The sequence below is a fragment of the Streptomyces sp. 840.1 genome (assembly GCF_003751445.1).
Classification (GTDB): domain Bacteria; phylum Actinomycetota; class Actinomycetes; order Streptomycetales; family Streptomycetaceae; genus Streptomyces.
In genome coordinates this window covers 347,563-371,978 of sequence record NZ_RJUU01000002.1, presented here as the reverse complement: position 1 = coordinate 371,978, position 24,416 = coordinate 347,563, and the positions used below count along the sequence as shown (strand labels likewise).

23 protein-coding genes and 5 tRNA genes are annotated in these 24,416 nt (G+C 72.5%); 9 read left to right on the top strand and 19 right to left on the bottom strand.

Going from position 1 to position 24,416, the window contains the following annotated elements:
* Nucleotides 1-150: 150 nt before the first annotated feature.
* From EDD93_RS28005 to EDD93_RS27995, 3 genes are all read right to left on the bottom strand, one after another.
* On the bottom strand, nt 151-1,122 hold the full coding sequence (locus EDD93_RS28005) for an acetylxylan esterase (RefSeq protein WP_123528278.1): 972 nt from the start codon (nt 1,120-1,122) through the stop codon (nt 151-153).
* Nucleotides 1,123-1,211: 89 nt separating this feature from the next.
* Complete coding sequence (locus tag EDD93_RS28000; protein WP_123528277.1) at nt 1,212-2,228, bottom strand: LacI family DNA-binding transcriptional regulator; 1,017 nt, start codon at nt 2,226-2,228, stop codon at nt 1,212-1,214.
* 222 nt (nt 2,229-2,450) lie between these two features.
* Nucleotides 2,451-2,915 carry a hypothetical protein gene (locus EDD93_RS27995; RefSeq protein ID WP_123528276.1) on the bottom strand — a complete coding sequence of 155 codons (465 nt, stop codon included), beginning with the start codon at nt 2,913-2,915 and terminating at the stop codon, nt 2,451-2,453.
* Nucleotides 2,916-3,116: 201 nt separating this feature from the next.
* Between EDD93_RS27995 and EDD93_RS27990 the strand changes: the two genes are divergently transcribed.
* Nucleotides 3,117-3,632 (top strand): DsbA family protein, encoded by a 516-nt coding sequence (locus EDD93_RS27990; RefSeq protein WP_123528275.1) that lies wholly within the window; start codon nt 3,117-3,119, stop codon nt 3,630-3,632.
* 38 nt (nt 3,633-3,670) lie between these two features.
* On the opposite strand, the gene EDD93_RS27985 is transcribed toward EDD93_RS27990, so the two are convergent.
* The 3 genes from EDD93_RS27985 to EDD93_RS27975 all read right to left on the bottom strand — a co-directional run bounded on the left by EDD93_RS27985 (nt 3,671) and on the right by EDD93_RS27975 (nt 6,450).
* Nucleotides 3,671-4,507: a GNAT family N-acetyltransferase gene (locus EDD93_RS27985; RefSeq protein WP_123528274.1), complete on the bottom strand. Its 837-nt coding sequence runs from the start codon at nt 4,505-4,507 to the stop codon at nt 3,671-3,673.
* Nucleotides 4,508-4,594: 87 nt separating this feature from the next.
* Nucleotides 4,595-5,416, bottom strand: a complete 822-nt coding sequence (locus tag EDD93_RS27980; RefSeq protein ID WP_123528273.1) for an aminotransferase class IV — start codon at nt 5,414-5,416, stop codon at nt 4,595-4,597.
* Nucleotides 5,413-6,450 (bottom strand): chorismate-binding protein, encoded by a 1,038-nt coding sequence (locus EDD93_RS27975; RefSeq protein WP_123528272.1) that lies wholly within the window; start codon nt 6,448-6,450, stop codon nt 5,413-5,415. Before EDD93_RS27975 ends, EDD93_RS27980 begins: the two co-directional genes overlap by 4 nt.
* A gap of 163 nt (nt 6,451-6,613) precedes the next feature.
* Between EDD93_RS27975 and EDD93_RS27970 the strand changes: the two genes are divergently transcribed.
* The 5 genes from EDD93_RS27970 (at nt 6,614) to EDD93_RS27950 (ending at nt 7,056) form a co-directional block, all read left to right on the top strand.
* Nucleotides 6,614-6,686 (top strand) — tRNA-Gly (locus EDD93_RS27970).
* 37 nt (nt 6,687-6,723) lie between these two features.
* Nucleotides 6,724-6,797 (top strand) — tRNA-Cys (locus EDD93_RS27965).
* Between the two features lies 1 nt (nt 6,798).
* Nucleotides 6,799-6,870: transfer RNA gene (locus tag EDD93_RS27960), tRNA-Val, on the top strand.
* A gap of 19 nt (nt 6,871-6,889) precedes the next feature.
* Nucleotides 6,890-6,961: transfer RNA gene (locus EDD93_RS27955), tRNA-Val, on the top strand.
* Nucleotides 6,962-6,984: 23 nt separating this feature from the next.
* A tRNA-Val gene (locus EDD93_RS27950) sits at nt 6,985-7,056 on the top strand.
* Nucleotides 7,057-7,165: 109 nt separating this feature from the next.
* Here the strand turns inward: EDD93_RS27950 and EDD93_RS27945 are convergent.
* The 4 genes from EDD93_RS27945 to EDD93_RS40410 all read right to left on the bottom strand — a co-directional run bounded on the left by EDD93_RS27945 (nt 7,166) and on the right by EDD93_RS40410 (nt 9,569).
* The gene (locus EDD93_RS27945) at nt 7,166-7,459 is read right to left on the bottom strand and encodes a zf-TFIIB domain-containing protein (protein ID WP_123528271.1); all 294 of its coding nucleotides are present in this window, start codon (nt 7,457-7,459) and stop codon (nt 7,166-7,168) included.
* Between the two features lie 68 nt (nt 7,460-7,527).
* Nucleotides 7,528-8,583, bottom strand: coding sequence for an aminoglycoside phosphotransferase family protein (locus tag EDD93_RS27940; protein WP_123528270.1), 1,056 nt, complete (start codon nt 8,581-8,583; stop codon nt 7,528-7,530).
* 266 nt (nt 8,584-8,849) lie between these two features.
* Nucleotides 8,850-9,059 carry a hypothetical protein gene (locus EDD93_RS27935; protein WP_123528269.1) on the bottom strand — a complete coding sequence of 70 codons (210 nt, stop codon included), beginning with the start codon at nt 9,057-9,059 and terminating at the stop codon, nt 8,850-8,852.
* Between the two features lie 249 nt (nt 9,060-9,308).
* Nucleotides 9,309-9,569, bottom strand: a complete 261-nt coding sequence (locus EDD93_RS40410; protein ID WP_123528268.1) for a hypothetical protein — start codon at nt 9,567-9,569, stop codon at nt 9,309-9,311.
* Nucleotides 9,570-9,774: 205 nt separating this feature from the next.
* Between EDD93_RS40410 and EDD93_RS27925 the strand changes: the two genes are divergently transcribed.
* A complete protein-coding gene (locus tag EDD93_RS27925) occupies nt 9,775-11,070 on the top strand; it encodes a serine/threonine-protein kinase (protein ID WP_123528267.1) in 1,296 nt (431 codons plus the stop codon).
* Between the two features lie 255 nt (nt 11,071-11,325).
* On the opposite strand, the gene EDD93_RS27915 is transcribed toward EDD93_RS27925, so the two are convergent.
* The 8 genes from EDD93_RS27915 to EDD93_RS27880 form a co-directional block, all read right to left on the bottom strand.
* The gene (locus EDD93_RS27915; protein ID WP_024490659.1) at nt 11,326-12,144 is read right to left on the bottom strand and encodes an RNA methyltransferase; all 819 of its coding nucleotides are present in this window, start codon (nt 12,142-12,144) and stop codon (nt 11,326-11,328) included.
* Between the two features lie 64 nt (nt 12,145-12,208).
* Complete coding sequence (gene cobA / locus EDD93_RS27910; RefSeq protein ID WP_123528266.1) at nt 12,209-13,462, bottom strand: uroporphyrinogen-III C-methyltransferase; 1,254 nt, start codon at nt 13,460-13,462, stop codon at nt 12,209-12,211.
* Nucleotides 13,463-13,777: 315 nt separating this feature from the next.
* Nucleotides 13,778-17,341, bottom strand: a complete 3,564-nt coding sequence (gene cobT / locus EDD93_RS27905; protein ID WP_123528265.1) for a nicotinate-nucleotide--dimethylbenzimidazole phosphoribosyltransferase — start codon at nt 17,339-17,341, stop codon at nt 13,778-13,780.
* 333 nt (nt 17,342-17,674) lie between these two features.
* Nucleotides 17,675-18,913: a precorrin-6y C5,15-methyltransferase (decarboxylating) subunit CbiE gene (gene cbiE, locus EDD93_RS27900; protein ID WP_123528264.1), complete on the bottom strand. Its 1,239-nt coding sequence runs from the start codon at nt 18,911-18,913 to the stop codon at nt 17,675-17,677.
* Nucleotides 18,914-19,017: 104 nt separating this feature from the next.
* Nucleotides 19,018-19,695, bottom strand: coding sequence for a GNAT family N-acetyltransferase (locus tag EDD93_RS27895; RefSeq protein WP_123528263.1), 678 nt, complete (start codon nt 19,693-19,695; stop codon nt 19,018-19,020).
* Nucleotides 19,696-19,796: 101 nt separating this feature from the next.
* Nucleotides 19,797-20,663 carry a MetQ/NlpA family ABC transporter substrate-binding protein gene (locus tag EDD93_RS27890; protein ID WP_123528262.1) on the bottom strand — a complete coding sequence of 289 codons (867 nt, stop codon included), beginning with the start codon at nt 20,661-20,663 and terminating at the stop codon, nt 19,797-19,799.
* A gap of 70 nt (nt 20,664-20,733) precedes the next feature.
* Nucleotides 20,734-21,405 (bottom strand): methionine ABC transporter permease, encoded by a 672-nt coding sequence (locus EDD93_RS27885; RefSeq protein WP_123528261.1) that lies wholly within the window; start codon nt 21,403-21,405, stop codon nt 20,734-20,736.
* Nucleotides 21,402-22,460: a methionine ABC transporter ATP-binding protein gene (locus EDD93_RS27880; protein ID WP_185092548.1), complete on the bottom strand. Its 1,059-nt coding sequence runs from the start codon at nt 22,458-22,460 to the stop codon at nt 21,402-21,404. The genes EDD93_RS27885 and EDD93_RS27880 overlap by 4 nt, the downstream gene beginning before the upstream one ends.
* Before the next feature lie 605 nt (nt 22,461-23,065).
* Here EDD93_RS27880 and EDD93_RS27875 point away from each other — a divergent pair.
* Nucleotides 23,066-23,425, top strand: coding sequence for a hypothetical protein (locus tag EDD93_RS27875; protein WP_073737483.1), 360 nt, complete (start codon nt 23,066-23,068; stop codon nt 23,423-23,425).
* 2 nt (nt 23,426-23,427) lie between these two features.
* Nucleotides 23,428-23,865: a hypothetical protein gene (locus tag EDD93_RS27870; RefSeq protein WP_123528259.1), complete on the top strand. Its 438-nt coding sequence runs from the start codon at nt 23,428-23,430 to the stop codon at nt 23,863-23,865.
* Nucleotides 23,866-23,909: 44 nt separating this feature from the next.
* Here EDD93_RS27870 and EDD93_RS27865 read toward each other — a convergent pair whose 3' ends face one another.
* Nucleotides 23,910-24,413 (bottom strand): GNAT family N-acetyltransferase, encoded by a 504-nt coding sequence (locus tag EDD93_RS27865; protein ID WP_123528258.1) that lies wholly within the window; start codon nt 24,411-24,413, stop codon nt 23,910-23,912.
* Between the last annotated feature and the right edge of the window lie 3 nt (nt 24,414-24,416).

Below are 24,416 nucleotides of genomic sequence, written 5' to 3'. Positions count from 1 at the left end.
ACGATCATGACGCAGACCGCACCCCGTTGGCGATCAACATGCTTTTTCGGTACCGGAGTTCACCCCTCACGTGGTGGTCGCAATCGCTCCGGCGTCCGACCTTGCGTCACGCATTCGGGAAGACCCGCACTCCCCCCGCCGCTCAGCCGGTCAGTTCAGGTCGCGCAGCATACGCAACTGCGCTCCCCGGTGGGCCGAGCCGCCGCCCTCGTGGTTGTTCCAGGGGTAGACGACGATCTCCTTGGGGCCCGCCCAGTTGTTGTAGGCGGCGAAGACCGTGGAGGGCGGGCAGACCGGGTCCATCAGGGCCACCGAGTAGAGCGCGGGCACCGTCGCCCGAGCGGCGAAGCTGATGCCGTCGAAGTACGAGAGGGTCCGGAACACCTGCTCGCAGACGCCGCTTTGGGCGGACAGGAAGCGGACGATCTCCTGGTACGGGTCCCGGTCGGTGATCTCCACGGCGCGCCGGTAGTGCGTCAGGAACGGTACGTCGACCAGGGCCGCCTTCACGTGGGGGCTGAGCCCCGCCACCGCCTGCGCGATGCCGCCGCCCTGGCTGCCGCCGTGCACGACGATCCGGTCGGCGTCGACGGCCGGGTGGGTACGGGCCACCTCGACGGCGCGCACCGCGTCGGTGAACACCCGCCGGTAGTAGTAATCGTCGGGGTCGAGAATGCCGCGGGTCATGAATCCGGGCGACTGCGGGTTGCCGCCGCCGTGCGGGTCCGGGGTGGAGCCCGGCGAGCTGTTGTTGACGGCGCCCTGGCCCCGGGTGTCCACGAGCAGGGTGGCCCATCCCGCGGCGGGCCACACCAGGTGGTCGTGGGGCAGGCCGCGCCCGCCCCCGTATCCCAGGTAGTGGACGACGGTGGGCAGGGGGCCCTCGGCGCCGGCGGGGACGTTCAGCCAGGCGCGTATGCGATGGCCGCCCCAGCCGGCGAACGACACGTCGTGGGCGACGACGTTGCTCAGGGCCGCGTCGTGCACGGTGAACTCCGCGTCCAGCGGATACGCGGAGGCCTCTTCGAGGGTGCGCCGCCAGAAGGCGTCGAAGTCGCCGGGTTCAGCGATCTCCGGCCGGTAGGAGCGGAGTTGGTCCAGGGGCAGGTCGAACAGGGGCACGGCGTCTCCGTTTCGGGCAGGCTGAAGGGGGCAACGCGAGTGAACGGATCAAGGAAACAGCAGCAGGGGCGACGGGTCGCGCGCGGGGCTCAGCGCGGGGTGGAACTCGACGCGCGTACGACGAGTTCCGGCTGGAGCACCACGCTGCGGTGCTCGTGGTGCCCGTCGTCGTCCGCCTCCTCCAGCAGGAGTTCGGCGGCCATCCGTCCCATCACGAAGGCCGGCTGACGGACCGAGGTGAGCGGCACGGCAGCGGCGGCGGCGAATTCGATGTCGTCGTATCCGACGATGGCGATGTCCTGCGGGACCCGCACCCCGGCCGCGTACAGGGACTGCAGCACACCGAGGGCGAGCAGGTCGTTGGCGCAGAACACGGCGGTGGGGCGCGGCACCAGGCCGAGCAGCCGGGCTCCGGCATCGCGTCCCGCCGCGACGTCCAGCCGGTCCGAGGGGATCTCGACCAGCGCCTCGGGCTCCAGTCCCGCCTCGGCCAGGGCGGACAGCGCACCCGTGCGGCGGTCCCTGATCTGGTGCAGGTCGCCCGGTCCACTGACGTAGGCCACCGAGCGGTGCCCGGCCGAGACCAGGTGCCCGACGGCCAGGGCGCCGCCCCGCACGTCGTCGACGGAGACCGCGCAGGTCCCGGTGCCGGAAGCGACCCGGTCCACCAGGACGTAGGGAATCCGGTGACGGCTGAAGGATTCGAGGTTGCGGCCGGTCGCGTCGGCCGGGGTGACCAGTACGCCGCAGACGCGCTGTTCGGCGAAGAGGCCGAGATACTCGGCCTCTTCCGCCGGGCTCTGGCCGCTGTTGCAGACCATGACGCCGAGGCCCGCCTGCCGGGCGGCCCGCTCCGCCCCGCGCGCGACGTCGACGAAGAAGGGGTTTCCCATGTCCAGGACGAGGAGGGCCATGATCCGGCTGCGTCCCGCCCTGAGCTGGCGGGCCGACTCGCTGCGGACGTATCCGAGGTCCTCGATGGCGGCCAGCACCCGCGCCCGTGTCTCGGGAAGTACGGCCTCCGGCCGGTTGATCACGTTGGAGACCGTGCCCACGGAGACCCCGGCCTGCCGGGCAACGTCCTTGATCCCTGCCACACGCGCCACTTGTCCTGCCCCACTGATGCCCTCGGCCGCACCGGTCCAGCGGCGTCACCCCATCGTACGGACGGCGTGAGTGAATTGATTCAATCCGCTCGGGACGCTAGCCCCGATCCCTGAACACCGTCAAGGATCATGCGTGAATCGATTCATAGCGTACGGGGTGCCCCACCGCGGCTCCCGCGCACCCCGCACCCGGCGCCGGGCGGGGCACGGACCCGACGCGCCTCAGATGCCGTGCTTCTTCAGGATCGCCTCGATGTCGCTGAAGTCGTCACCCGGTCCGCTCGCGCCTGCGGCCTGCTTCTTCGGCTCCTCCCGCTTCCGCTGCTGGGCAGCCGGGACACCCGCCCCCAGCGAGGGGGCCGAGGCGGCCGGCTCCACCGCACCGTCACGCGCGGCGCGGGCGGCCGCCCTGCGTTCCTTGCGGGTGCCGCCCGAGCGCCGCTCGACCGCGCGGGTCGTGATGAACAGCAGCCACGCCACCCCCAGCAGACCGAAGCCCAGCCAGACGCTCGGCTTGAACGCGATGTCCGTCACCCACTGGACGACACCGGTCAGCACCAGACCGATCGGGACCAGCGAGTAGGCCGCGATCCTGGTCGCCGCGAGGAAGCGCTTCCGGTACGCGGTGACGGCGGCGATGCCCAGGCCCGCCGCGGACGCCGCGGAACAAATGGTCTCGGCAAGCATCGGTGCCTCCAGGCGCAGGGGAAACGTCCCTTCCATCCTGCACCTGCCCATGCGCCCGGGGCCACGTCCGGAGCCCACCTCAGGGACATATCAGGGCCGGGATCCTCCCAAGGTGCCGTGCGGGCGGCGAGCGGGACGTACCCGGCGGGCCGGTGGCGGTGCCGGTCGGGGTGCTCCCGCACACCCTGGGAGACTGGTCCCATGAGTGATTCCACCCCCGCAGCGCCGGTCGTCCTCGACATCTGGTGCGAGCTCCAGTGCCCCGACTGCCACCACGCCCTCAGTGACGTACACGCCCTGCGGGCGCGGTACGGCGACCGGATCGAGGTGCGGCTGCGGCACTTCCCGCTGGAGAAGCACAAGCACGCCTACGCCGCCGCACAGGCCGCCGAGGAGGCCGCGGCGCAGGGCAAGGACTGGCCGTACATCGAGGCCGTGCTCGCCCGCACCGCCGAGCTCGGCCGGACCGGCGAGCCGCTGCTCATCGAGGTGGCGGAGGAACTCGGCCTGGATGCCGAGGAATTCGACACCGCCCTGATCGACGGCCGGCACCTGCTGATCGTCGACGCCGACCAGGCCGAGGGCAAGGCGATCGGGGTCACCGGCACCCCGACCTATGTGATCGGCGGCGAGCGGCTGGACGGCGGCCGGAGCCAGGAGGGGCTGCGCGAGCGGATCGAGGAGATCGCCGACCGGCTGCTCGCCGGCCAGGGCTGAGCCCCGCGGCGAGCGGGGCGGGCGCACCGGCCGGGTGCCTACAGCTGCTTGGCCAGGTTGTACCGGGTCGGCTCGTAGCCCAGTGACTCGTACAGCCGGACCGCCGGGGTGTTGGCCGTGACCACGTGCAGGCCCAGCCGCTCGTGCCCCGCTCCGAGGGCGATCCGCTCGGCCTGGAGCATCAGTGTCCGCCCGTGGCCCCGGCCCCGGAACTCCTCGCGCACCTCCACGTCGAACACGTAGCCGACGGCCAGTCCGGGGTGCATCTCGAACCGGGCCACCCAGACGTGCCCCACCGTCCCGCCCTCGTGGATCAGGAAGTGCAGATGGGCGCCCTCGGTGTCCAGACCGTCCGGGAGGTGCCCGGCGTGGGAGGTGCGGGCTGCCCGCAGTGCGGCCTCGGCCGGCATTCCGCGGGTGGTCAGGCTCTCCGCGTACGCCGCGACGGCCCCGTCCTCCCACCGCGCGAACTCGTCGGGCGTCATCGGGCGGGCGGTCAGCCCGTCCGGCAGCGTCGGGGGGTCCGACGGCAGCGTCTTGATCATGTTCCTGCTGCGCTCGGTGTAACCGAGTGCGGCGGCGAGCCCCTGCGCAGCCGTGCCCGCGGGGTCGACCGAGGTACGCACCTGGGTGCAGCCCCAGCCGCGCAGTACCTCTTCGGCCGCCAGTGCGGCGATGGTCCCGCGGCCGCGCCTGCGGACGGGTTCGTCGATCCGCAGGGACCTCAGCAGACCCGCCCCGCCGGCCGGCCCCGGCTCGACGGCGATCTCGACGGCGCCGACGGGCCGCCCGTTGTCGCACACGTCGTACGCGCGGTCCCGTGCGCCGTCGGCGCCTGTCCGTATCGGCCCGGAGGGCCGGAGTGTCGTGGTCATCTCGGGATTTCTATCCCCTCGACGCGCCGCAGTCATCCGCTTTTACGCGCGCCCGTTCAGGCCCCGCTGCGCACACGCGGACACCGGCTACGGGTCCAGGTCGTCGCCGGCCCGCTCGTCGAAGACGCTCATGGCCTTGGCGGTGACCGGGCCGGGGCCGCCGGGCAGCTCCCTGCCGTCGACCCGGTGGACGGACTGGATGTCGCGGAGCGTGGAGGTCAGGAAGATCTCCTCGGCCCGTTCCAGTACGTCGAAGGGCAGTTCGGTCTCCTGCGCGCCCGTCCACTCCACCGCCAGCGCGCGGGTGATCCCGGCCAGGCAGCCCGAGGCGACCGGCGGGGTGTGCAACTGCCCGTCCAGGACGACGAAGACGTTGGAGCCGGTGCCCTCGCAGAGCTGCCCGACGGTGTTGGCGAAGAGTGCCTCGGTGGCGCCGTGCTCGTGGGCGCGGGCCAGCGCGACGACGTTCTCCGCGTACGAGGTGGTCTTGAGCCCGGTGAGCGCGCCGCGTTCGTTGCGCGTCCAGGGAACGGTGATGACCGCCGTGGTGTCCGGGCGGCGCTTCACCTCCCCGAGGGCGACGACGAGGCCGGGGCCTGCGGTGCCTCGGTCGGAGCCGAGCGGCGAGATGCCGCCGGTGTACGTGATCCGCAGCCGGCCCAGGGCGGCCGGGTTGGCCTCGATGACGGCGGCGCAGGCCCGGCGCACCTCGTCCAGGTCGGGCGCCGGCAGGCCGAGGCCCCGGGCGGAGCGGGCCAGCCGGTCGAGGTGCCGGGTGAGCGCGAAGGGCCTGCCGCCGGTGGTCCTGACCGTCTCGAAGATGCCGTCGCCGACGGTGAGCCCGTGGTCGAGCACGGACACCCGGGCGTCATCGGCGTCCCGCAGTTCGCCGTTGACCCAGATCCTCATGGTGCGGTCCTTCCCGTCGCTTCGTATGCGCCCGACGCTACCGCGAGGAGCCTGGAGGCCTTGAGCTCGGTCTCCTCCCATTCGCGTTCCGGATCCGACCCCCAGGTGATCCCGGCGCCGGTGCCGAAGCGCAGGACGGGGGCGTCCCCGGTGCGGTCGGCCCAGAAGGTGCGGATGCCCACGGCCAGCGAGGCGGTGGCGCGGTCGGCGTCCACCCAGCCGATGCCGCCGCAGTACGGGCCGCGCGGGGCGGTCTCCAGTTCCCCGATGATCCTCAGCGCGCTGGTCTTCGGGGCGCCGGTGACCGACCCGGGCGGGAAGGCGGCGTCGAGGAGCTCCGGCCAGCCGGTCCCCTCGTCCAGCAGGCCGCGCACCGTGGAGACGAGGTGGACGAGGCCCGGGTGCTTCTCGACCACGCAGAGCCCGGGGACGGTGACCGATCCGGTGGCGCAGACCCGTCCGAGGTCGTTGCGGACCAGGTCGACGATCATCACGTTCTCGGCATGGTCCTTCTCCAGCAGATCGTCCTCGGTCCGGCCGGTCCCCTTGATCGGCCCGGACTCGATCGTGCGGCCGTCCCTGCGGAGGAACAGTTCGGGGGAGGCGGTAGCGATCTCCACGCCGTGCGCGGGCAGCCGGATCGTTCCCGCGTAAGGGGCGGGGTTGCCGCGCGCCAGCAGCGCGGTGAGGGCGTCCACGTCCGCGGCGGCCGGATCGGGCAGCCGGGCCGTCATCACCCGGCAGAGGTTGGCCTGGTAGACCTCGCCCGCCGCGATGTACGCACGGATCCGGCGCACGGCGGCGATGTAGGCGGCACGGTCCAGGGACGAGTTCCAGTCACCGGCGGCGGGCCCGTGCCAGGCGCCCGGCACCGGGGCGGGTACGGCGGCGGTGCGTACGGTGGCGAAGCGGGCGCAGGTCAGCCGGCCCTCGAAATCGGCGGACACGGCCCAGAAGCCGGACGAGTCGAGGGCCGAGGGATCGCTGGTCACATCCCGTAGACCGGAGGCGACGAGGCCGCCGAAGCGGGCCATTGGGGCAAGGTCGTGCACGTCGGTGAGTCTAGGACGGCCCGCGGTGACCTGCGCCGGGGCGAGCGCACCTCAGCACGCTGCACAAACGCGTTTTTGTACTGGCCCCGGAATCCGCTAGAGTTCATCACGTCGCCGGGACGCGCAAGTGAACCGGAACCGACAAGCGGACGTAGCTCAGTTGGTAGAGCGCAACCTTGCCAAGGTTGAGGTCGCCAGTTCGAACCTGGTCGTCCGCTCGCAGAAGATGGGGGATCTTCCCGAACCCCCATCCCTGGTGGAGTGGCCGAGAGGCGAGGCAACGGCCTGCAAAGCCGTCTACACGGGTTCAAATCCCGTCTCCACCTCCAAGGACGATTAGCTCAGCGGGAGAGCACTTCCCTGACACGGAAGGGGTCACTGGTTCAATCCCAGTATCGTCCACCGGTCCGCAAGGACCCCCGCGCGATTAGCTCAGCGGGAGAGCGCTTCCCTGACACGGAAGAGGTCACTGGTTCAATCCCAGTATCGCGCACGCAGTACACGCAGGGTCACCCTGCGCGATTAGCTCAGCGGGAGAGCGCTTCCCTGACACGGAAGAGGTCACTGGTTCAATCCCAGTATCGCGCACAGCCCGGAGCCCCGGTCGTCTCGACGACCGGGGCTTCGTCGTTTCCGTACCCGCCCGTGTCGCGGACCGGACGGGTGCCGTCCGGTCCGCGACGCGGGGCCGGCCGGGTCAGGACGAGAAGAGCATCCGGCCGAAGCTCTTCTGCCGGTAGTGGCCGTGGTGACCGCCGCCGTGGTGCTGCTGCTGGTGCGGGGCGCCCCAGGCGGGCGCGGGGGCAGACGGGTAGGCCTGCGGGGCGGGCGGCGGGGGCGGAGCCTGCTGCGTCCACTGCGCTTCCATACGCGTCAGGGACTCCAGCTCGCCGTAGTCCAGGAATATCCCCCGGCAGCCGCTGCACTGCTCGATCTGAATGCCGTTGCGGTTGTACGTGTGCATCGGTGCGTGGCACTTGGGACACTGCATGTTCGGGCTCACTCCTCGCCGTCGGTTAGCCGTCGCCGGAATGCGTGCCCGCCGACGGTCGGTTCACCCTACGACGCGGGCTCGGTGGCCAACTCGGGCGGGAGAGCGGCAATTCGGGCACAGGCCTCGATCATCATCCCCTCCACCTCATCCGGATCCCTGTCCTGCGCGGCGGACTTGGCGAGGGCCAGTGCGGCGGTCTGTACGGTCAGGGCGCGGGCGGCGACGTCCAACTCGGGCCAGGGATCGCCCTGCGCGCACAGCGCGGGCCCGCCGGCCACCCGGTAGGCGTCCACGAAGCGGAACCAGACGTCGGGCGGCAGCAGCCCGGCCGCGTACCAGGCGGCGGGCCGGGCCAGGTCCCAGGTGGCGTCGCCGGAGCCCGCGTCGTCGACGTCGATCAGCAGCCAGCGGCCGGGCGGGGCCGGCTCCCGGACGAGCTGGCCCAGGTGCAGATCGCCGTGGCAGAGGAAGCGGGCGCGGTGCGCGGGGGCCGGGGCCTCGCCACGGGCCCAGGCGGGCAGCCGCTGCCAGGCGGCGAGCACGGGGACGGTGGACGGCTCCCCCGGACGTGCCGCGCGCATCCGGTCCACGGCCAGCGCGGCCTTGACGGGCCCCCGCATGGCGGGAAGCGCCGCAGCGGGAGGCCGCCCGGCCGGGAGCGGGGAAGCCGGAGGCGCGGAAGCCGGGAGCGCTGTGCTGTGGAGGCGGGCCAGGAGCGCGGCGGCCTCCTCCCACGGCGCCGCGTCCGGGTCCTGCGGGTCCACGGGCTCCCCGTGGGGCCACAGGGTGACCGGGCGGCCGTGGAGCTCGGTGAGGTACGGCGACAGCGGGGAGGGAGGCCCTGCGGCCGTCACCGGGCCCTTGGGGGGCGGTACGGGCAGGGGAGCGAGCAGGACGTCCGCCAGGGCGGGGCGGGCCGCCAGCGCGAGGCGTGCGGCCAGGGTGGCGGTGTCCGTACCGGGGGCGTGGGCCTTGGCGACGAATGCGCCGCTGCGGACCACGGTGCCGTCCGCACGGTCCGCGAGCACGGCGGGCGGCGGGCAGTCGCAGCCGGCCGGGGCGGGGGCATGGGCCGCTTCGTGGGCGAGGGCGCCCAGCGCGCGTACGAGTGCGGTGGTCACGGTCTCCCCCGGAGGTGCAGGATCTGCCGGTCCGGCCGGCGCCGAACCCGCCGAGGAGCGTACGCGGGTCGCCCGCACCGGCCGCGTGCCGGGCCCGGTCGGCCGCCCGCCCGCGCGAAGGGCTCGCGAAAGGCCCCGGACAGCGCGATGTCCGGTCAGCTCCCCAGCTGACCGGACAAACGCTGCCGTCCGCCGCACCCCCGTCCCCACGGGGTTGTTGGCCGGATGTCCCGGTCCGAACCGCTCTTCCGGACCCGGGGCGCCGCTCAGCGCCCCAGCATCACGCCCACGGACGACGCCTGTGTGACCACCGCTTCCCAGCCGCCGAAGACGACTACGAGCAGGGCCGCCAGAGGAAGAACCATGGCCGTCGCCACCAGCGGATGGCGCTTTCCGGACGACGGGCGGCTGCCGAACGAGGCATAAGCCTTGCGTCCCTGCGTGCGGATCATGCTCCGCGCTGCCGTGTCCGCCATGGTTCCTCTCCTGACCTGATGTGGAGCGGCGGGCGTTTGGCCTCGGGGGACGAGTGCGACGCCCGCCGCATGACTTCAACACTAGGTATCCGGCGGACGGGCGGCGTCATGCCCGCGTACCGAATGCCGGGCCTCCCGGAGGATGAGCCGTGGGTAGTCGGCGTACTCCCCTGGGTGGAGACGGACCCAGTGCCTCTCGTTCGGATCGTGCCGGGCTCGCGGTGTCCGGCGTGATCCGAACGAAAGACGCTAGCCGGCCCTGGGGTCATCCCCGAGTGGACGCTCGGAGGCGTCCTCCCTGGGTACTGGTTGTTCGACCAGGGCGAGCACCCTGGTCGCCATGAAGCGGGCGGTCCGCACCACTGATCCGTTCCTCGTGACTTCACTCACTTCGACCACCCCCCGACGGACCGCTGTCTCCACCCGGCGGCCCGCTCTGGAGGCCACCATTTCGTAGGTACGGGTCGTGTCCCCGGCGTCCACGACTATCTCGACTCGATCGCCCTTCACTGATCCAATCCCCCTTCTGCGACGGACCTTTGAGATCTCGCACGGGCCGTGGAGCCTGGATCTGCGGCTCCCTGACCACTCCTCAAGTTTCTCACCCGGCACTGACAATCGATTGGACGGCGAGGGCGCGGCCTCTGAGCACCCCGGGCGGCGGGTACGTAAGCTGTGCCTCGTCAGGCGGACCAGGCAGCGGGGATGGGCAGACATGGCGATGATGCGGCTCCGGCGCGAGGACCCGCGTGTCGTCGGTTCGTTCAGGCTGCACCGGCGGCTCGGGGCGGGCGGCATGGGTGTCGTCTACCTCGGCTCGGACCGGCGCGGACAGCGGGTGGCGCTGAAGGTGATCCGCCCGGATCTGGCGGAGGACCAGGAGTTCCGTTCGCGGTTCGCCCGTGAGGTGTCCGCCGCCCGGCGGATCCGCGGCGGCTGCACGGCCCGGCTGGTGGCCGCCGATCTGGAGGCGGAGCGCCCGTGGTTCGCCACGCAGTACGTCCCGGGCCCCTCGCTGCACGACAAGGTGGCCGAGGAGGGCCCGCTGTCGGCCGCCGAGGTGGCCTCGATCGGGGCGGCGCTCTCCGAGGGCCTGGTGGCGGTGCACGAGGCGGGGGTCGTCCACCGCGACCTGAAGCCGTCGAACATCCTCCTCTCCCCCAAGGGCCCGCGGATCATCGACTTCGGGATCGCCTGGGCGACCGGTGCGTCCACCCTCACCCACGTGGGTACGGCGGTGGGGTCGCCCGGCTTCCTCGCCCCCGAGCAGGTGCGGGGCGCGGCGGTGACGCCCGCGACGGACGTCTTCTCGCTCGGCGCCACGCTGGCGTACGCGGCGATGGCCGATTCACCTTTCGGGCACGGCAGTTCCGAGGTGATGCTGTACCGCGTGGTCCACGAGGAACCGCAGCTGTACGACGTGCACGACGCGCTCGCCCCGCTGGTGAGCGCCTGCCTGGCGAAGGACCCGGAAGAGCGGCCGAGCACGCTCCAACTCTCCATGCGCCTCAAGGAGATCGCTGCCCGGGAGGCGCAGGGGCTGCACGAGAGCCGGCCCCCGGCCCAGCGCTCCGCGCAGGAGGCGGACCGGCCGACCGGCCGGCTCGACGGCCCGTACACCGAGCAGCACACCCGGCGCGCGCCCGGCCCGGCCCCGGTGTCGCGCCCGCAGAACCGGCAGACCGCGCCGCCCCGGCCCGCCTCGCCCCGCACCGGCGGCTCGCGCCCGGACCGCCGGCCGCGCGGCACGACCGGTTCCGGCAAGCGCCCGCAGGGTGCGAACGGGACGAACGGCAGGCCTGGCACCCGGCCCGGTACCCGTACGACCTCGACCGGACGGCGTCCGGCCAATCCCCGGCTGCTGCGGCAGCGGCTCGTGGTCTTCGTCGTGGTGACGCTGCTGGTGGCGCTGGGCATCGCGGCGGCCCAGGGCTGCCAGGGGCCGGCGCGCGGCCTCGGCGCGGGCCAGGGCGTGCACCCGGGCCAGAGCCAGGGCCCGAGCGAGCAGTAGCCGGTGGCGGCCCGGCCTGATCGAAAAGAGAGGCGCCAGGGCCTGTCTTCAAACTGCGTCGTCGCCCGAAGGGCGGCCGGGCGGCGGCAGGCCCTGGGGCCTTTCGTTTGGATCATGCCGGGCTCGCGGTGTCCGGCACGCACACCTGCGGCGTTGTCGTCGGTCGCCAATGCTCCGCATTGACTCCCTCCTCCGCCTTGCAGCCGCACGCACCGGACACCGCTCCCTGATCCGGCCTGATCCAAACGAAAGGCCCTAGCTCTCGGGACGGCCCGTGGCCACCGCGTAGAAGGCGACCGCGGCCGCCGCGCCCACGTTCAGTGAGTCGACGCCGTGGGCCATCGGGATGCGGACCCACTCGTCGGCGGCGACCAGGGCCTGGGTGGACAGGCCGTCCCCCTCGGCCCCGAGCATCAGGGCCACCTGGTCCATCCGGTGGGGCGCCGCCTCCTCGATGCTGCTGGCCTTCTCGTCGGGCGTCAGGGCGAGCAGCTTGAAGCCCGCCTCCCGTACGGTCTCCAGAGCCTTGGGCCAGGTGTCGAGCCGGGCGTACGGGACGGAGAAGACCGCGCCCATCGAGACCTTGACCGAGCGCCGGTAGAGCGGGTCGGCGCAGTCCGGGGAGAGCAGGACGGCGTCCATGCCGAGGGCGGCCGCGCTGCGGAAGATCGCCCCGATGTTCGTGTGGTCGTTGACGGCCTCCATGACGACCACGCGGCGGGTGGTGCGCAGCAGTTCGTCGGCGGCGGGCAGCGGCTTGCGCTGCATGGACGCCAGGGCGCCGCGGTGCACGTGGTAGCCGGTGACGCGTTCGGCCAGCTCCGGGCTGACCGCGTACACGGGGGCCGGTACCTCGTCGATGACGTCGCGCATCAGGTCGACCCACTTCGCCGAGAGCAGCATGGAGCGCATCTCGTAGCCGGCCTGTCTGGCGCGCCTGATCACCTTCTCGCCCTCGGCGATGAAGAGGCCCTCGGCGGGCTCTCGCCTGCGGCGGAGCTCGACGTCCGTCAGGCCGGTGTAGTCGCGCAGTCGGGGGTCGTCGGGGTCGTCGACGGTGATGAGATCAGCCACAGGTTGATACTGCCTTGTCGGGTGTGTGGTGCCAACGGTCTGGAGGAAGATCCGTTACCGATGGTTACTCGGCGGAACTTCCCGTGGTGGCCGTGCCGACCGCGACGACGTCGCCGATGACGATGACGGCCGGCGGGCGCACTTCCTCGGCCGCGGCGCGCTCACCGACGGTGGCGAGCGTCGCGTCGACGCGGCGCTGGGCGGCCGTGGTCCCTTCCTGGACCAGTGCGACGGGGGTGTCGGGGGCCTTGCCGTGGGCGATGAGCGCTCGGGCGATGGCGCCGATCTTGTCGACGGCCATCAGGAGGACCAGGGTTCCGCGCAGCTGGGCGACGGCGGCCCAGTCGACCAGCGAACGCTCGTCGTCGGGGGCGACGTGGCCGCTGATGACGGTGAACTCGTGGGCGACCCCGCGGTGGGTGACCGGGATGCCGGCCGCGCCCGGCACCGAGATCGAGCTGGAGATGCCGGGGACGACGGTGCACGGGATGCCCTCGGCGGCGAGCGCCTGGGCCTCTTCCATGCCGCGTCCGAAGACGAACGGGTCGCCGCCCTTGAGCCGGACGACGGCTTTGCCGGCCTTCGCGTGCTCGATCAGCGCGTTGTTGATCGCCTCCTGCGCCATGTAGCGGCCGTACGGGATCTTGGCGGCGTCGATCACCTCGACGTGCGGGGGCAGTTCGTCCAGCAGGTCGCGCGGGCCGAGCCGGTCCGCGATGACGACGTCGGCCTCGGCCAGGAGCCGGCGGCCTCGGACGGTGATCAGGTCGGGGTCGCCGGGGCCGCCGCCGACCAGGGCGACGCCGGGGGTCCGGGTGCGGTGGTGGGGTGCGGCGAGGGTGCCGTCGCGCAGGCCCTCGACGATGGCGTCGCGGACGGCGGCGGAGTGGCGCGGGTCGCGGCCCTGCCCGTCGGTGGTGAGCACGGCGACGGTGATGCCCTCGCTGCGGCCGGTGGCGGGGGTCCAGGCGGTGGCGGCGTCCGCGTCGTCGCTGCGGACGCACCAGGTGCGGGTGCGCTCGGCCTCGGCGGAGGCGGCGTCGTTGGCCGCGGTGTCGTCAGAGGCGATGAGCGCGTACCAGGTGTCCGTGAGGTCCCCGTCGGCGTAGACGCGGCGTTCCCAGCGGATCTCGCCCGCGTCCGCCATGGCCTCGACGGAGGCGGTGGCGGACGGCGACACGAGGACGATGTCCGCGCCGGCCGCGATGAGGGCGGGCAGGCGGCGCTGCGCGACCTGGCCGCCACCGACGACGACTACGCGGCGCCCGCTCAGGCGCAGTCCGACGGGGTACGCGGGGTGAACGGCGTGCTCGGCCATGGCGGTGCGGGCTCCTCGTGCGGTGCGGGGTGCGGGCCGCTGCGGCGGTGGAGCGGCGGTGACGTGCGGTTTCGTGGACGGGGTGGAGCGGGGTCCACGATACGGGGTGGGGGTGGCGGGGTGCGGCGGCCGCCCTCCCGGGGCTCCGCCCCGGAATGCGCGCCTCACACGCCGGCGGGGCTTGTTGTGCCCGGCCGGCGAGCCTGGTGGTCCGACCCGGCGAGGCGTGTGTCCGGCACGGCGGGCTTGTCGGGCCGGGCCCGGCGTGGTGCGGGGGCTCCGGGGGCGCTGCCCCGGAGCCCCCGCTGCCGCGTGCTACTTCTCCGTGACGCCCGCCGAGTCGAACGTCGCCACCTCGTGCATCGCGCGGGCCGCGCTCTGCACGATGGGCAGCGCCAGCAGCGCGCCCGTGCCCTCGCCCAGGCGCAGGTCCAGGTCGACCAGCGGACGCAGGCCCAGCTTGTTGAGCGCGGCGACGTGGCCGGGTTCGGCGCTGCGGTGGCCCGCGATGCAGGCCGCCAGGGCTTCCGGCGCGATGGCACGGGCCACCAGGGCCGCGGCGCCCGCGCTGACGCCGTCGAGGATGACCGGCGTACGGAGCGAGGCACCGCCGAGGAGGAAGCCGGCCATCGCGGCGTGCTCCAGGCCTCCGACGGCGGCGAGCACGCCGATCGGGTCGGCCGGATCCGGCCGGTGCAGGTCCAGCGCACGGCGGACCACATCGACCTTGCGGGCGTGCATCTCGTCGTTGATGCCGGTGCCGCGACCGGTCACCTCCGCCGCGTCCATCCCGGTGTACACGCAGATCAGGGCGGCCGATGCCGTTGTGTTGGCGATGCCCATCTCGCCGGTGAGCAGGCCCTTGTTGCCTGCCGCGACCAGATCGCGGGCGGTCTCGATGCCGACCTCGATCGCCGCGAGGACCTCCTCGCGGGTGAGCGCGGGTCCGGTGGTGAAGTCGGCCGTCCCGGCGCGCACCTTGCGGGGCAGCAGGCCCGGCGTCGCGGGCAGCTCGGAGGCGACGCCCACGTCGACCACACACACCTCGGCGCCGACCTGGGCCGCGAAGGCGTTGCAGACCGCGCCGCCGCCGAGGAAGTTGGCGACCATCTGGCCGGTCACCTCCTGGGGCCACGCGGTGACGCCCTGGGCGTGCACGCCGTGGTCGCCCGCGAAGATCGCGACGGCCGCGGGCTCCGGGATCGGCGGCGGGCACATTCGGGAGAGCCCGGACAGCTGCGCCGAGATGATCTCCAGCATGCCGAGCGCACCGGCCGGCTTGGTCATCCGCTTCTGGCGTTCCCAGGCCTCACCGAGCGCCTTGGCGTCCAGCGGCCGGATGTTGGAGATGGTCTCCTGCAGCAGGTCGTGCGGCTCCTCGCCGGGCAGGGCGCGGCGGCCGTACGTCTCCTCGTGGACGACCCACGACAGCGGGCGGCGCTTGGACCAGCCCGCCTGCATCAGTTCGGGCTCCTCCGGGAACTCGTCCACGTAACCGACGCAGAGGTACGCGACGACTTCGAGGTGCTCGGGCAGTCCGAGCGAACGGACCATCTCGCGCTCGTCGAAGAAGCTGACCCAGCCGACGCCGAGGCCCTCGGCCCGCGCGGCGAGCCAGAGGTTCTCGACCGCGAGCGCCGAGGAGTACGGGGCCATCTGCGGCTGGGTGTGCCGGCCGAGGGTGTGGCGGCCGCCCCGGGTGGGGTCGGCGGTGACGACGATGTTGACCGGGGTCTCGAGGATCGCCTCGATCTTCAGTTCCTTGAACTGCTTGGCCCGCGCCTTGGGGAGCGACTTGGCGTACGCGTCGCGCTGGCGCTGCGCCAGTTCGTGCATGGAACGACGGGTCTCCGCAGAACGGATGACGACGAAGTCCCAGGGCTGCGAGTGCCCGACGCTGGGCGCGGTGTGCGCCGCCTCCAGGACGCGCAGCAGGACCTCGTGCGGGACCGGGTCGCTGCGGAAGCCGTTGCGGATGTCGCGGCGTTCACGCATGACGCGCAGTACGGCCTCGCGCTCGGCGTCGTCGTAGCCGGGCGCCGGCGGCGAGGTGACGAGCGTTTCCTCGGCCTCAGGCGCTTCAGGTGCCTCAGCAGCGTCGTGCGCCCCAGGTGCTTCGACGGTCTCGGGCGCTTCGGGAGCGTCCGGGACGTCCTCGGTACGGACGGCGTCCACGGGCTCCGGCAGTACGGCCTCGGGCTGCACCGGCTCCGTGGCGCTCTGCGGTACGGCCTGCTCGGGCTGTACGACGGCGTGCCCGGTCTCCGGCGCCTGTACCGGCGCGGCCTCGGTGCTGTCGGTCAGGTCAGGGGTCTCGATGACCTCGGGGCCCGTCTCGGCCTCGGGGGCGGGCTCCGCCACTGCCGCATCGGCGGGCTCCGCCACCTCCGCAGCCTCGGGAGCCACGGGCTCGATGGCGATCGCTCGGGCCTCGGGAGCGGGCTCCACGACCGCCTCCGGCCCCTCCGGCTCCTCCGGCTGTTCAACGACCGACGCGGGGGCCGGCTGCGGGGCGGTCGGCAGCGAACCCTGCGCCGCCACGAACCCGCCCACGGAGGCGCCGTCCTGCGCGGGCTCCACCGGCGGCGCGTCGACCGGCGCCGGGTCTGCCGGAGCCACCTCGGCGGTCGCCACCCCCTCGGCGGGAGCCGCCTCGGCGGGAGCCGCCTCGGCGGGAACTGCCTCGGTGGGCGCCGCATCCACCGGCGCGGCTTCGGCAGCCGGGGCCTCGACGACCTGGGTCTCGGCAACCGGCACGTCGGCAACCGGCGCTTCGGCAACGGGCACGTCGGCAACCGGCACGTCAGCAACCGGCGATTCGGCGACGGGCACGTCGGCGACCGGCGATTCGGCAGCCGGCGCTCCGGCAACCGGCTCGACCGGCGCCGGCGCGGGCTCCTGCTCCGGCACGGCCTCGGCCGGAACAGACACCACCGGGGTCTCGGCCACCACCGGTACGGCGACGGGCTCCTCGGCCACGACCGGCTCGGGGGCGGGCGCGGGCTCGACGGGCTGCTCGGCCGGCGCGGGCTCGGCGGCGGCCTCCGGGACGACCGTTTCTGCTTCTGCCGGCGGCTCCTGCGCCACCGCCGGTGCGGCGGCCTGCTGCGGGGACTGGGCGGCCCACTGGTTCACGCCCTGCGGCGGGATCTCGCCGAGCTGCGGGCCCGGCAGCGCGGCCGACTCCTCGGCCGTCAGCTCGAAGTACTCGGGCTCGGCGGTGGCCGGTCCCGCGTGCCGTGCGGGCGCGGGTGCCGGAGCGGGCGCCTGGGCCTGGGGCTGCGGCGTGCCCGCGGGCCCCCGGTCGGCGAGCGAACGGACCACGCCGCCGCCCGACGTACCGCCGTATCCCGGCTCGGGCGAGGCCGGGCCGCGGTGCAGCGGCCGGCGCACGGGCGCCTGGGCCACCGGCACCTGCGCCTGCGCCGGAGCGGGGACGGGCGACGGGATGCGTACAGCACTGAGGTCGACCGCGCCGGAGTCGCGTCCGCCGGACTCGTGGGTCCCGGGGCCGGCCGGCGGAAGGGGCTCGGCCGGAGCCTGCATGGCGTACGCGGGCACCTGGACCTGTGCCTGCTCCTGCAGCCGCACGGGGCCCTGGGTCTGCACGGAGCCCTGGGCCGGTACCGCGCCCTGGCTCTGCACCGGGCTGCCGTCGCCCGCCGGCCGCGGCTGGTAGCCGCCCTGCTCGGGCAGGGCGGCCTGCGGCTCGCTCCAGGCGCCCTGGGGGCTGGGCATCAGCAGAAGGTCGTCGTCCTCGGGAGCTTGCTCGGAGGGATCGAGGAAGGTGTAGCCGTCCGGGGCGGGGATGCCCGGCTGCTCCACCATGCCTGCGTTCTCCGGCAGTCCCTCGCCCGGGATCTGGCCGGTGTCACTCATGCGTACCCCTCGCCCATCGTCAGTGCTCCTTCGGCCCATCGTCCGGGACGCCCGAACACGGCACACAGGCGCTCGTCCAGTGGAACGAGCCGGCGCGCCGCGCGGCACGAAACGGTCGCGGACATACTGCATTCTCGCGGTCGTTCGCCGCCGCGGCAGCTCATTTCGCCACGGCTCGCTGTGGACTGCGCCACGTTGCGCATCCCCCGGTTCCGCCGTACCACAACGGGGGCCAAAACGGTCCCCTTTTCCGGACATTGACGAACGAAGCGACGATGATCCGGGCGCGGTGCAACGATCGGCCAGCCTACCTCCCGCCGTGTGCGGGCAGGGTCAGGGGGCGAGGTCCGAACGCAGTGCGGACAGCAGGAAGACGACCGAGCGTTCGCGCTCCGACCATGCGGACGTGTCGAGTTCGACGGACTGCAGGAGCGAGCAGGCGACCGCGTATCCGTTCTCGGTGAGGGCGGCGCCCAGCGCCTCGGCCTCGTCCCGGGTCGAGGCATGGGTCACGATCCGCTCCGGCCTGCGGTCGGCGACGGCGGTCACGACGGGGACGCCGCCGCCCCCGATCCGTACGACATCGGGCTCGGGCAGCCGTTCCAGCACGTGCGGGGCGCGCCCCTGGACCACTTGGAGCTGGACGCCGAAGGACCGTGCCGCCGCCGCGGTGCGGGCGCAGGCGTCCCGGTCGCTGTCCACGGCCAGGACGGCGGCGCCGAATCGGGCCGCCTCCACCGCCAGGGCGCCGCTGCCCGAGCCGATGTCCCAGACCAGGTCGCCGGTCCGGGGGCCGAGGTGGGCGAGTTGGGCGGCGCGCAGTCCGGGGGTCTCGCCCTCGCCGCTCTCCCCCGCGGGGCCCGGTCCGTCTCCGCGGTAGGCGTCGGCGGGCAGCGCCCAGCCGCGTACGCCCTGGGGGTAGGCGGGGTGGCGGCCCGCGATCCACGCTCCGTCGGCCCGCTGTTCGGGGCCGCCGCCGATGACGATGACGACGTTGGGGTCGCGCCAGACGTGGTCGGCGGCCTTCTCCGAGGTGACGACGGTGACCTGTTCGCGGGTGGTGCCGAGTTCCTCGCAGATGACGAACGTGCGGTGGACGCCTTCGAGCAGCAGCGCGAGTTCGGCGGGTCCGGCACCGGGCGAGGTGAGGACGGCGACCTTGTGGTGGGCCCGGCAGACGTTCACCGCGCGGCGAAGGTTGCGGGGGTGGGCGACGACGGTCTGGGCGTCCTCCCAGGGCATACCGGCGCGGGCGAAGGCGGTGGCGACGGCGGAGACGGCGGGCACCACTTCGACTTCGAGGCCGTGCTCGGGCGCGCGCAGACTGCGTACGACTCCGAAGAACCCCGGGTCGCCGTCGGCGAGGACCACGGCGCTGCCGCGGTGGCCGGCGATCCGCCGGGCGGCCAGGTCGATCGAGCCGAGCCGGATCCGTTCGGCGCCGGGCGGCACCTCGGGCAGTGCGAGGTGGTGGGCGGCTCCGGCGACGAGGGTGGCGGCCGAGAGCGCGGCGGTGGCCACTCTGGTCAGTGGTGAGCCGTCCCAGCCGATCACTGTGACCCGGTCGGCCATCTTTCGTCAGTCTCCTGGAGTTGTCGCAGGCGGGGCTGGTCGCCCCGGGGCGGTCACGGCGGGTTCACCCGGTCCGTGCCGGTGCGTGCCGAACGGGGGAAGGGTCAGTTCCAGTCGTTGTACGTACCGTATCCACCGGCGTCGGCGAGCTGCTCGGCGACTCCCTCCAGGTCCTCGGGGAGCAGGCCCCAGACGATCAGGTCGGTCCTGATGTCGGCCCATCCTCCGTCCTCGGTCTGCGAGCGGGCTATCCGGGCGTTGCGCAGGATGCCCTCGCTGATGCAGCCGAGCTTCTGGGCGACCTGCTGGGAGGCGGTGTTGTCGGCGGCGGTGCGCAGCTCTATCCGCTCGAAGCCCTGGTCGCGGAAGAGCCACTGGGCGAGGGCCAGCACGGACTCGGTGGCGTATCCCTCGCCGCGCGCCCAGGGGGCGGTGATGTAGGCGGCCTCGGTGGCCAGGGTCCGCCAGTCGGTGTTGTGCAGCCGGACCGAGCCGACGAGGCGCTGGGTGAGGAACTCGGTGACGGCGAAGACGATGCCGTCGCCCTTGGTGCGCTGCGCGGGAGCGATCCTGCGGACCCAGCGCTCGGCGTCGACCTGGGTGTAGGGCTGGGGTGCCTCGGTCCAGGCGGTGACGAGTTCGTCGTTCATCATCTCGATGTACGCGGGGACGTCCGCCATGTCGAAGGGGCGCAGCACCAACCGATCCGTGCTGATGGAGATGTCCGGAAAGGTGGAAGTCATGCGCAGCTCCATGCCGAAGACCGTGTAAAGGCACAGCATGCAGCATCGGGCCGGACCTGTGCATGGGCGGGTCCGCACGGCGGAGCCCCGCACACCCGGGCGGGGTGTGCGGGGCTCGTCGGGCAAATGCCGTGCGGGGGTCAGGACTTGGCTGCGGATCCGAAGGCCGGGATGACCGAGCCCTGGTAGCTGTCCTGGATGAACTTCTTGACCTCGTCGGAGTGCAGGAGCTTCACGAGCTTCTGGACTCGGGGGTCCTTCTCGTTGCCCTTCTTCACGGCGATGATGTTGGCGTACGGGTTGCCGTCGGCCTTCTCGATCGCGAGGGCGTCGGTGGCGGGCTTGAGCTTGGCCTCGATGGCGTAGTTGCCGTTGATGACGGCGGCGTCCACGTCGTTCAGGGCGCGGGGGACGGTCGCGGCCTCCAGCTCCTTGAACTTGAGGCCCTTCTTGTCGGTGATGTCGCTCAGCTTGGCGCTGGTGCCGACGCCGTCCTTGAGGGTGATCAGGCCGTTGCCGGCGAGCAGCTGGAGTGCGCGGCCCTCGTTGGTGGTGTCGTTGGGCACGGCGATGGTCTGGCCGGACTTGATGTCGCCGGCCTTCTTGACCTTCTTGGAGTAGAGGCCGAGGGGCTCCAGGTGCACGGTCCCGACGGAGACCAGGTGGGTGTTGTTCTTCTTGTTGAAGTCGTCGAGGTAGGGCTGGTGCTGGAAGAAGTTGGCGTCGACCTGGCCGGTCTCGGTGGCGGTGTTCGGCAGGACGTAGTCCGTGAACTCCTTGACCTCCAGCTTGAGGCCGGCCTTCTCCGCCAGGTTCTTCTTGACGAAGTCCAGGATGTCGGCGTGCGGCGTCGGGGACGCGGCGACGACGAGGGCCTTGGAGGTGTCGGCCTTGGCACCGGTCTCGCTCTTGGACGCCGGGTCGGAGTCCGTGCCGCAGGCGGTGAGGCCGAAGGCGAGGGCGGCGGTGGCGGCGGCAGCTGCGGTGATCTTGATGTTCTTGCGCACGAAGAGTGCCTCTTTCAGGTGGTGATGGTGGTACGCCCGGACAAGGAGTGCGGGCTCGGGGAGGGAAGTCTCAGGAGGTGGTGCGGCCGCGGCGGGCCAGCAGGCGTACGGCGGTGTCGCCGACCAGCTGGATCACGGTCACGATGACGATCAGCAGCGCGACGGTGATGAGCATGAACTGGTTGTCGAAGCGCTGGAATCCGTAGGTGACGGCCTTGGAGCCGAGTCCTTCGCCACCGACCGCGCCGGCCATCGCGGAGTAGCCGATGAGCACGATGACGGTGGTGGTGACACCGGAGACGAGTGAGGGCAGCGCCTGCGGCAGGAGGACCTTGCGGACGATCGTCGGGATGGATCCGCCCATGGACTGGACGGCTTCGACGAGCCCGTGGTCGACCTCGCGGACCGCCGTCTCGACGAGCCGGGCGAAGAACGGGATGGCGCCGACGGCGAGCGGCACGATCATCGCGGTCGGGCCGATGAAGGTTCCGACGACCCAGGTGGTGAACGGGATCAGGGCGATCAGCAGGATGATGAACGGCAGCGAGCGGCCGATGTTCACGATCACGCCGATGACCTTGTTCACCGGGGTGTTCCGCAGCAGTCCGCCCTTGTCGGTGAGGACGAGCAGGACGCCGAGCGGCAGTCCGACCAGGACGGTGACGACCGCCGACCACAGCACCATGTAGAGGGTGTCGACGGTGCCCTGTGTCAGCAGCGGCTGCATTTCGGACCAGGTCACTTCGCCACCTCCTTGGTGAGCGGTGCGGGAATCAGCACGGGTTCGGCGGGCGCGTTCTCGACGACCTCGGCCTGCAGGCCCTGCTCGCGCAGGAAGCCGATGGGCACGACGTTCTCCTCGAACCGGCCGGGCAGCTCGATGCGCATCCGGCCGATCTGCCTGCCGCCGACGGTGTCCATCGCGGCACCCAGGATCGAGATGTCGATGTTGTACGTGCGGGAGAGCTGCGAGATGACCGGCCGGGCGGCGGCCTCGCCGTGGAAGGTGACGTCGACGACGGTGCTGCCCGAGCCGGAGGCGCTGCCGCCGACGGGGAACAGCTCGTGGGCGAGTTCGGAGCCGGGGGTGGCGAGCAGTTCGCCCACGGTTCCGGACTCGATGATGCGGCCGCCGCGCATCAGGGCCGCGGAGTCGCAGACGGTCTTGACGACGTCCATCTCGTGCGTGATGAGCAGGACGGTGAGGCCGAGCTGCTGGTTGAGGTCGCGCAGCAGCTGGAGGATGGAGCGGGTGGTCTCGGGGTCGAGGGCCGAGGTCGCCTCGTCGGAGAGCAGCACCTTGGGGTCGCCGGCCAGGGCGCGGGCGATGCCGACGCGCTGCTTCTGGCCGCCGGAGAGCTGACCGGGATAGGCCTTGGCCTTGTCGGAGAGGCCGACGAGGTCGAGGAGTTCCAGGGCCTTGCGGGTGCGTTCGCGGCCGGTGACGCCGAGGATCTCCAGCGGGAGTTCGACGTTGTCGCGCACGGTGCGGGAGGCCAGCAGGTTGAAGTGCTGGAAGACCATTCCGATGCGGCTGCGCGCCTCGCGCAGTTCCTTGCCGGCCCGGCGGCCCCGGCCCGCGAGGGCGGTGAGGTCCTGGCCGGCCACGGTCACGGTGCCCGAGGTGGGGCGCTCCAGCAGGTTGACGCAGCGGATCAGGGACGATTTTCCGGCGCCGCTCTGTCCGATGACGCCGTACACCTCGCCCTCGCGGACGTGGAGGTCGACGCCGTCCAGAGCGGTGACCTCACGGTCGCGCGACTGGTAGACCTTCGTGAGGCCCGTAGTGGTGATCACAGGGGTTTCCGTCACTGTCGAGTGCGCGGCGCGGTGTCCGCCGGGCACGGGGCATTCGTCCGGTGGGGCTGTTCGGACGTTCGATCGGACGTTTTCGAGCGGGGGCCCGGCACGGCCCGGCGCGGTGGTGACCGCGGGGCGGCGTGCGGGAGCAGGCTCGTTCCGCTGGGTGCGGACGGCTCGGTCTCGCTTCGGGGCGCGAGGCTCAGGCGGGGGCCCTCAGAAGGCGCGCATTCGACACATACAACGAGCACCGGGCGTCGTGATCGCCTCGGTCGCAAGGGTGCGGCTGCTCGTCGTGGTCATGTCCCAAGTAAAACAGACGTAACGTTCCGCCCGAACCGGTTGTCCGAATAGCGGACGACTGTGGATGGTGCGCCGGCCTCGTGCCGACAGCCGCCACGTTTCCGGGACGCAACGCTGTGACCTGCATTGATGCGGAGAACGGCTCCTCGGCGCCACCGCCGGTCACCGGTACCGGCCGGCCCTGCCCTGTGGCCAAGGCCACGATCTCCGTGCCGGTAGGGGGACACAGGCGGCGGGCGGCCCGCTACCGGCATGGGGGCGCACGCGGCGGGCGGCCCGGCCCGTAATACCCTCGGCTCATGCTTGACGCCCTGACGATCGCGGTCGGCGTGGCCGCCCTCGCCCTCGCCGCCTGGTGCGGATTCGCCGCCTACCGGGACCAGCCGACCAAGGACTGGCACTTCATCGGGATGGCCGTCGTCTCGGTGCTCGCGCTGGCGCAGCTGGTGGTGGGCATCGTGCAGCTGGCCCGCGGCGAGCGGCCGGAGCAGGGCATGACCATCTTCATCGCGTACCTGGTCGGGGCCTTCCTGGCGGTACCTGCGGCGGGCTTCCTGTCGCTGAGCGAGCGGACCCGGTGGGGTTCGGTGACGGTGGCGGCGGGCGCGGTCGTACTGGCCGTCCTCGAAGTACGGCTCTACGACATCTGGGGAAACTGACCGTGACCGACACCGACAGCAGCCGCGCGGCGGACACCGGCGAGAAGAAGCCCTTCGACCTGGGCACCGGTCCGGGCCGGGTACTGGTCTGGTTCTACGGCGTGTTCACCGTGGCGGCGGCATCCCGTGCGATCGTCCAGATGATCCTGGACTTCGGCAGGGCGCCGCTGGCCTACGTGCTGTCGGCCGTCGCCGCGCTGGTCTACGGCTTCATCACGTACTCGCTGGTGCGCGGCGGGGAGCGGGCGCGCAGGACGGCGCTGGTGTGCTGCGCCGCCGAGCTCGCCGGGGTGCTGATCGTGGGTACGTGGACGCTGGCCGAGCCGTCCGCGTTCGCGGACGCCACCGTCTGGTCGGACTTCGGCGCTGGCTACCTGCTCATCCCGGTGATCCTGCCGGTCACCGGGATGATCTGGCTGCGCCGCGCACGGACCGCGTAGGCGCCGGACGGGCCGGACGCGGGACGGATCAGGCGCCGGACGGATCAGGCACTGGTCACGTACGCGGCGGCCGTGGCCTCCTTCTCCAGCAGGATCATCCGGACGCCGTCCTGGCCGGTGGCGTTGCCCACGGGGGCGTAACCCGCCCGGCGGTAGAGCCGCAGATTGCTCTCGCTGAGGTGCCCGGTGTGCAGTTGGAAGCGGGTGGCCGCGCGCTGCTCCGCGAGGCCGGACTCCGCCGCCCGCAGCAGCCGGGCGCCGAGGCCGTGCCCCTGGAGCCTGGGGTGGACGCAGAGCCGCCCGATCTGTCCGATGCCGTCCCGGTCCGCCGAACCCCGTACCGAACCGACGACTTCCTCGCCGAGCCGGGCCACGAACACCAGGTCCGTGGCGATTTCGTCGCGCAGCGAGTCGAGGGTCTGGACGAGTGGGTCGATCCGGTAGTTCCCGTACAGCTCCGCCTCGCTCTGAAAACTGAGGTACTGGAGTTTCAAGATCTGTTCGGCGTCCTGTGTGCCCGCCGCCGAGATGATCACGCTCATGCCCATCCG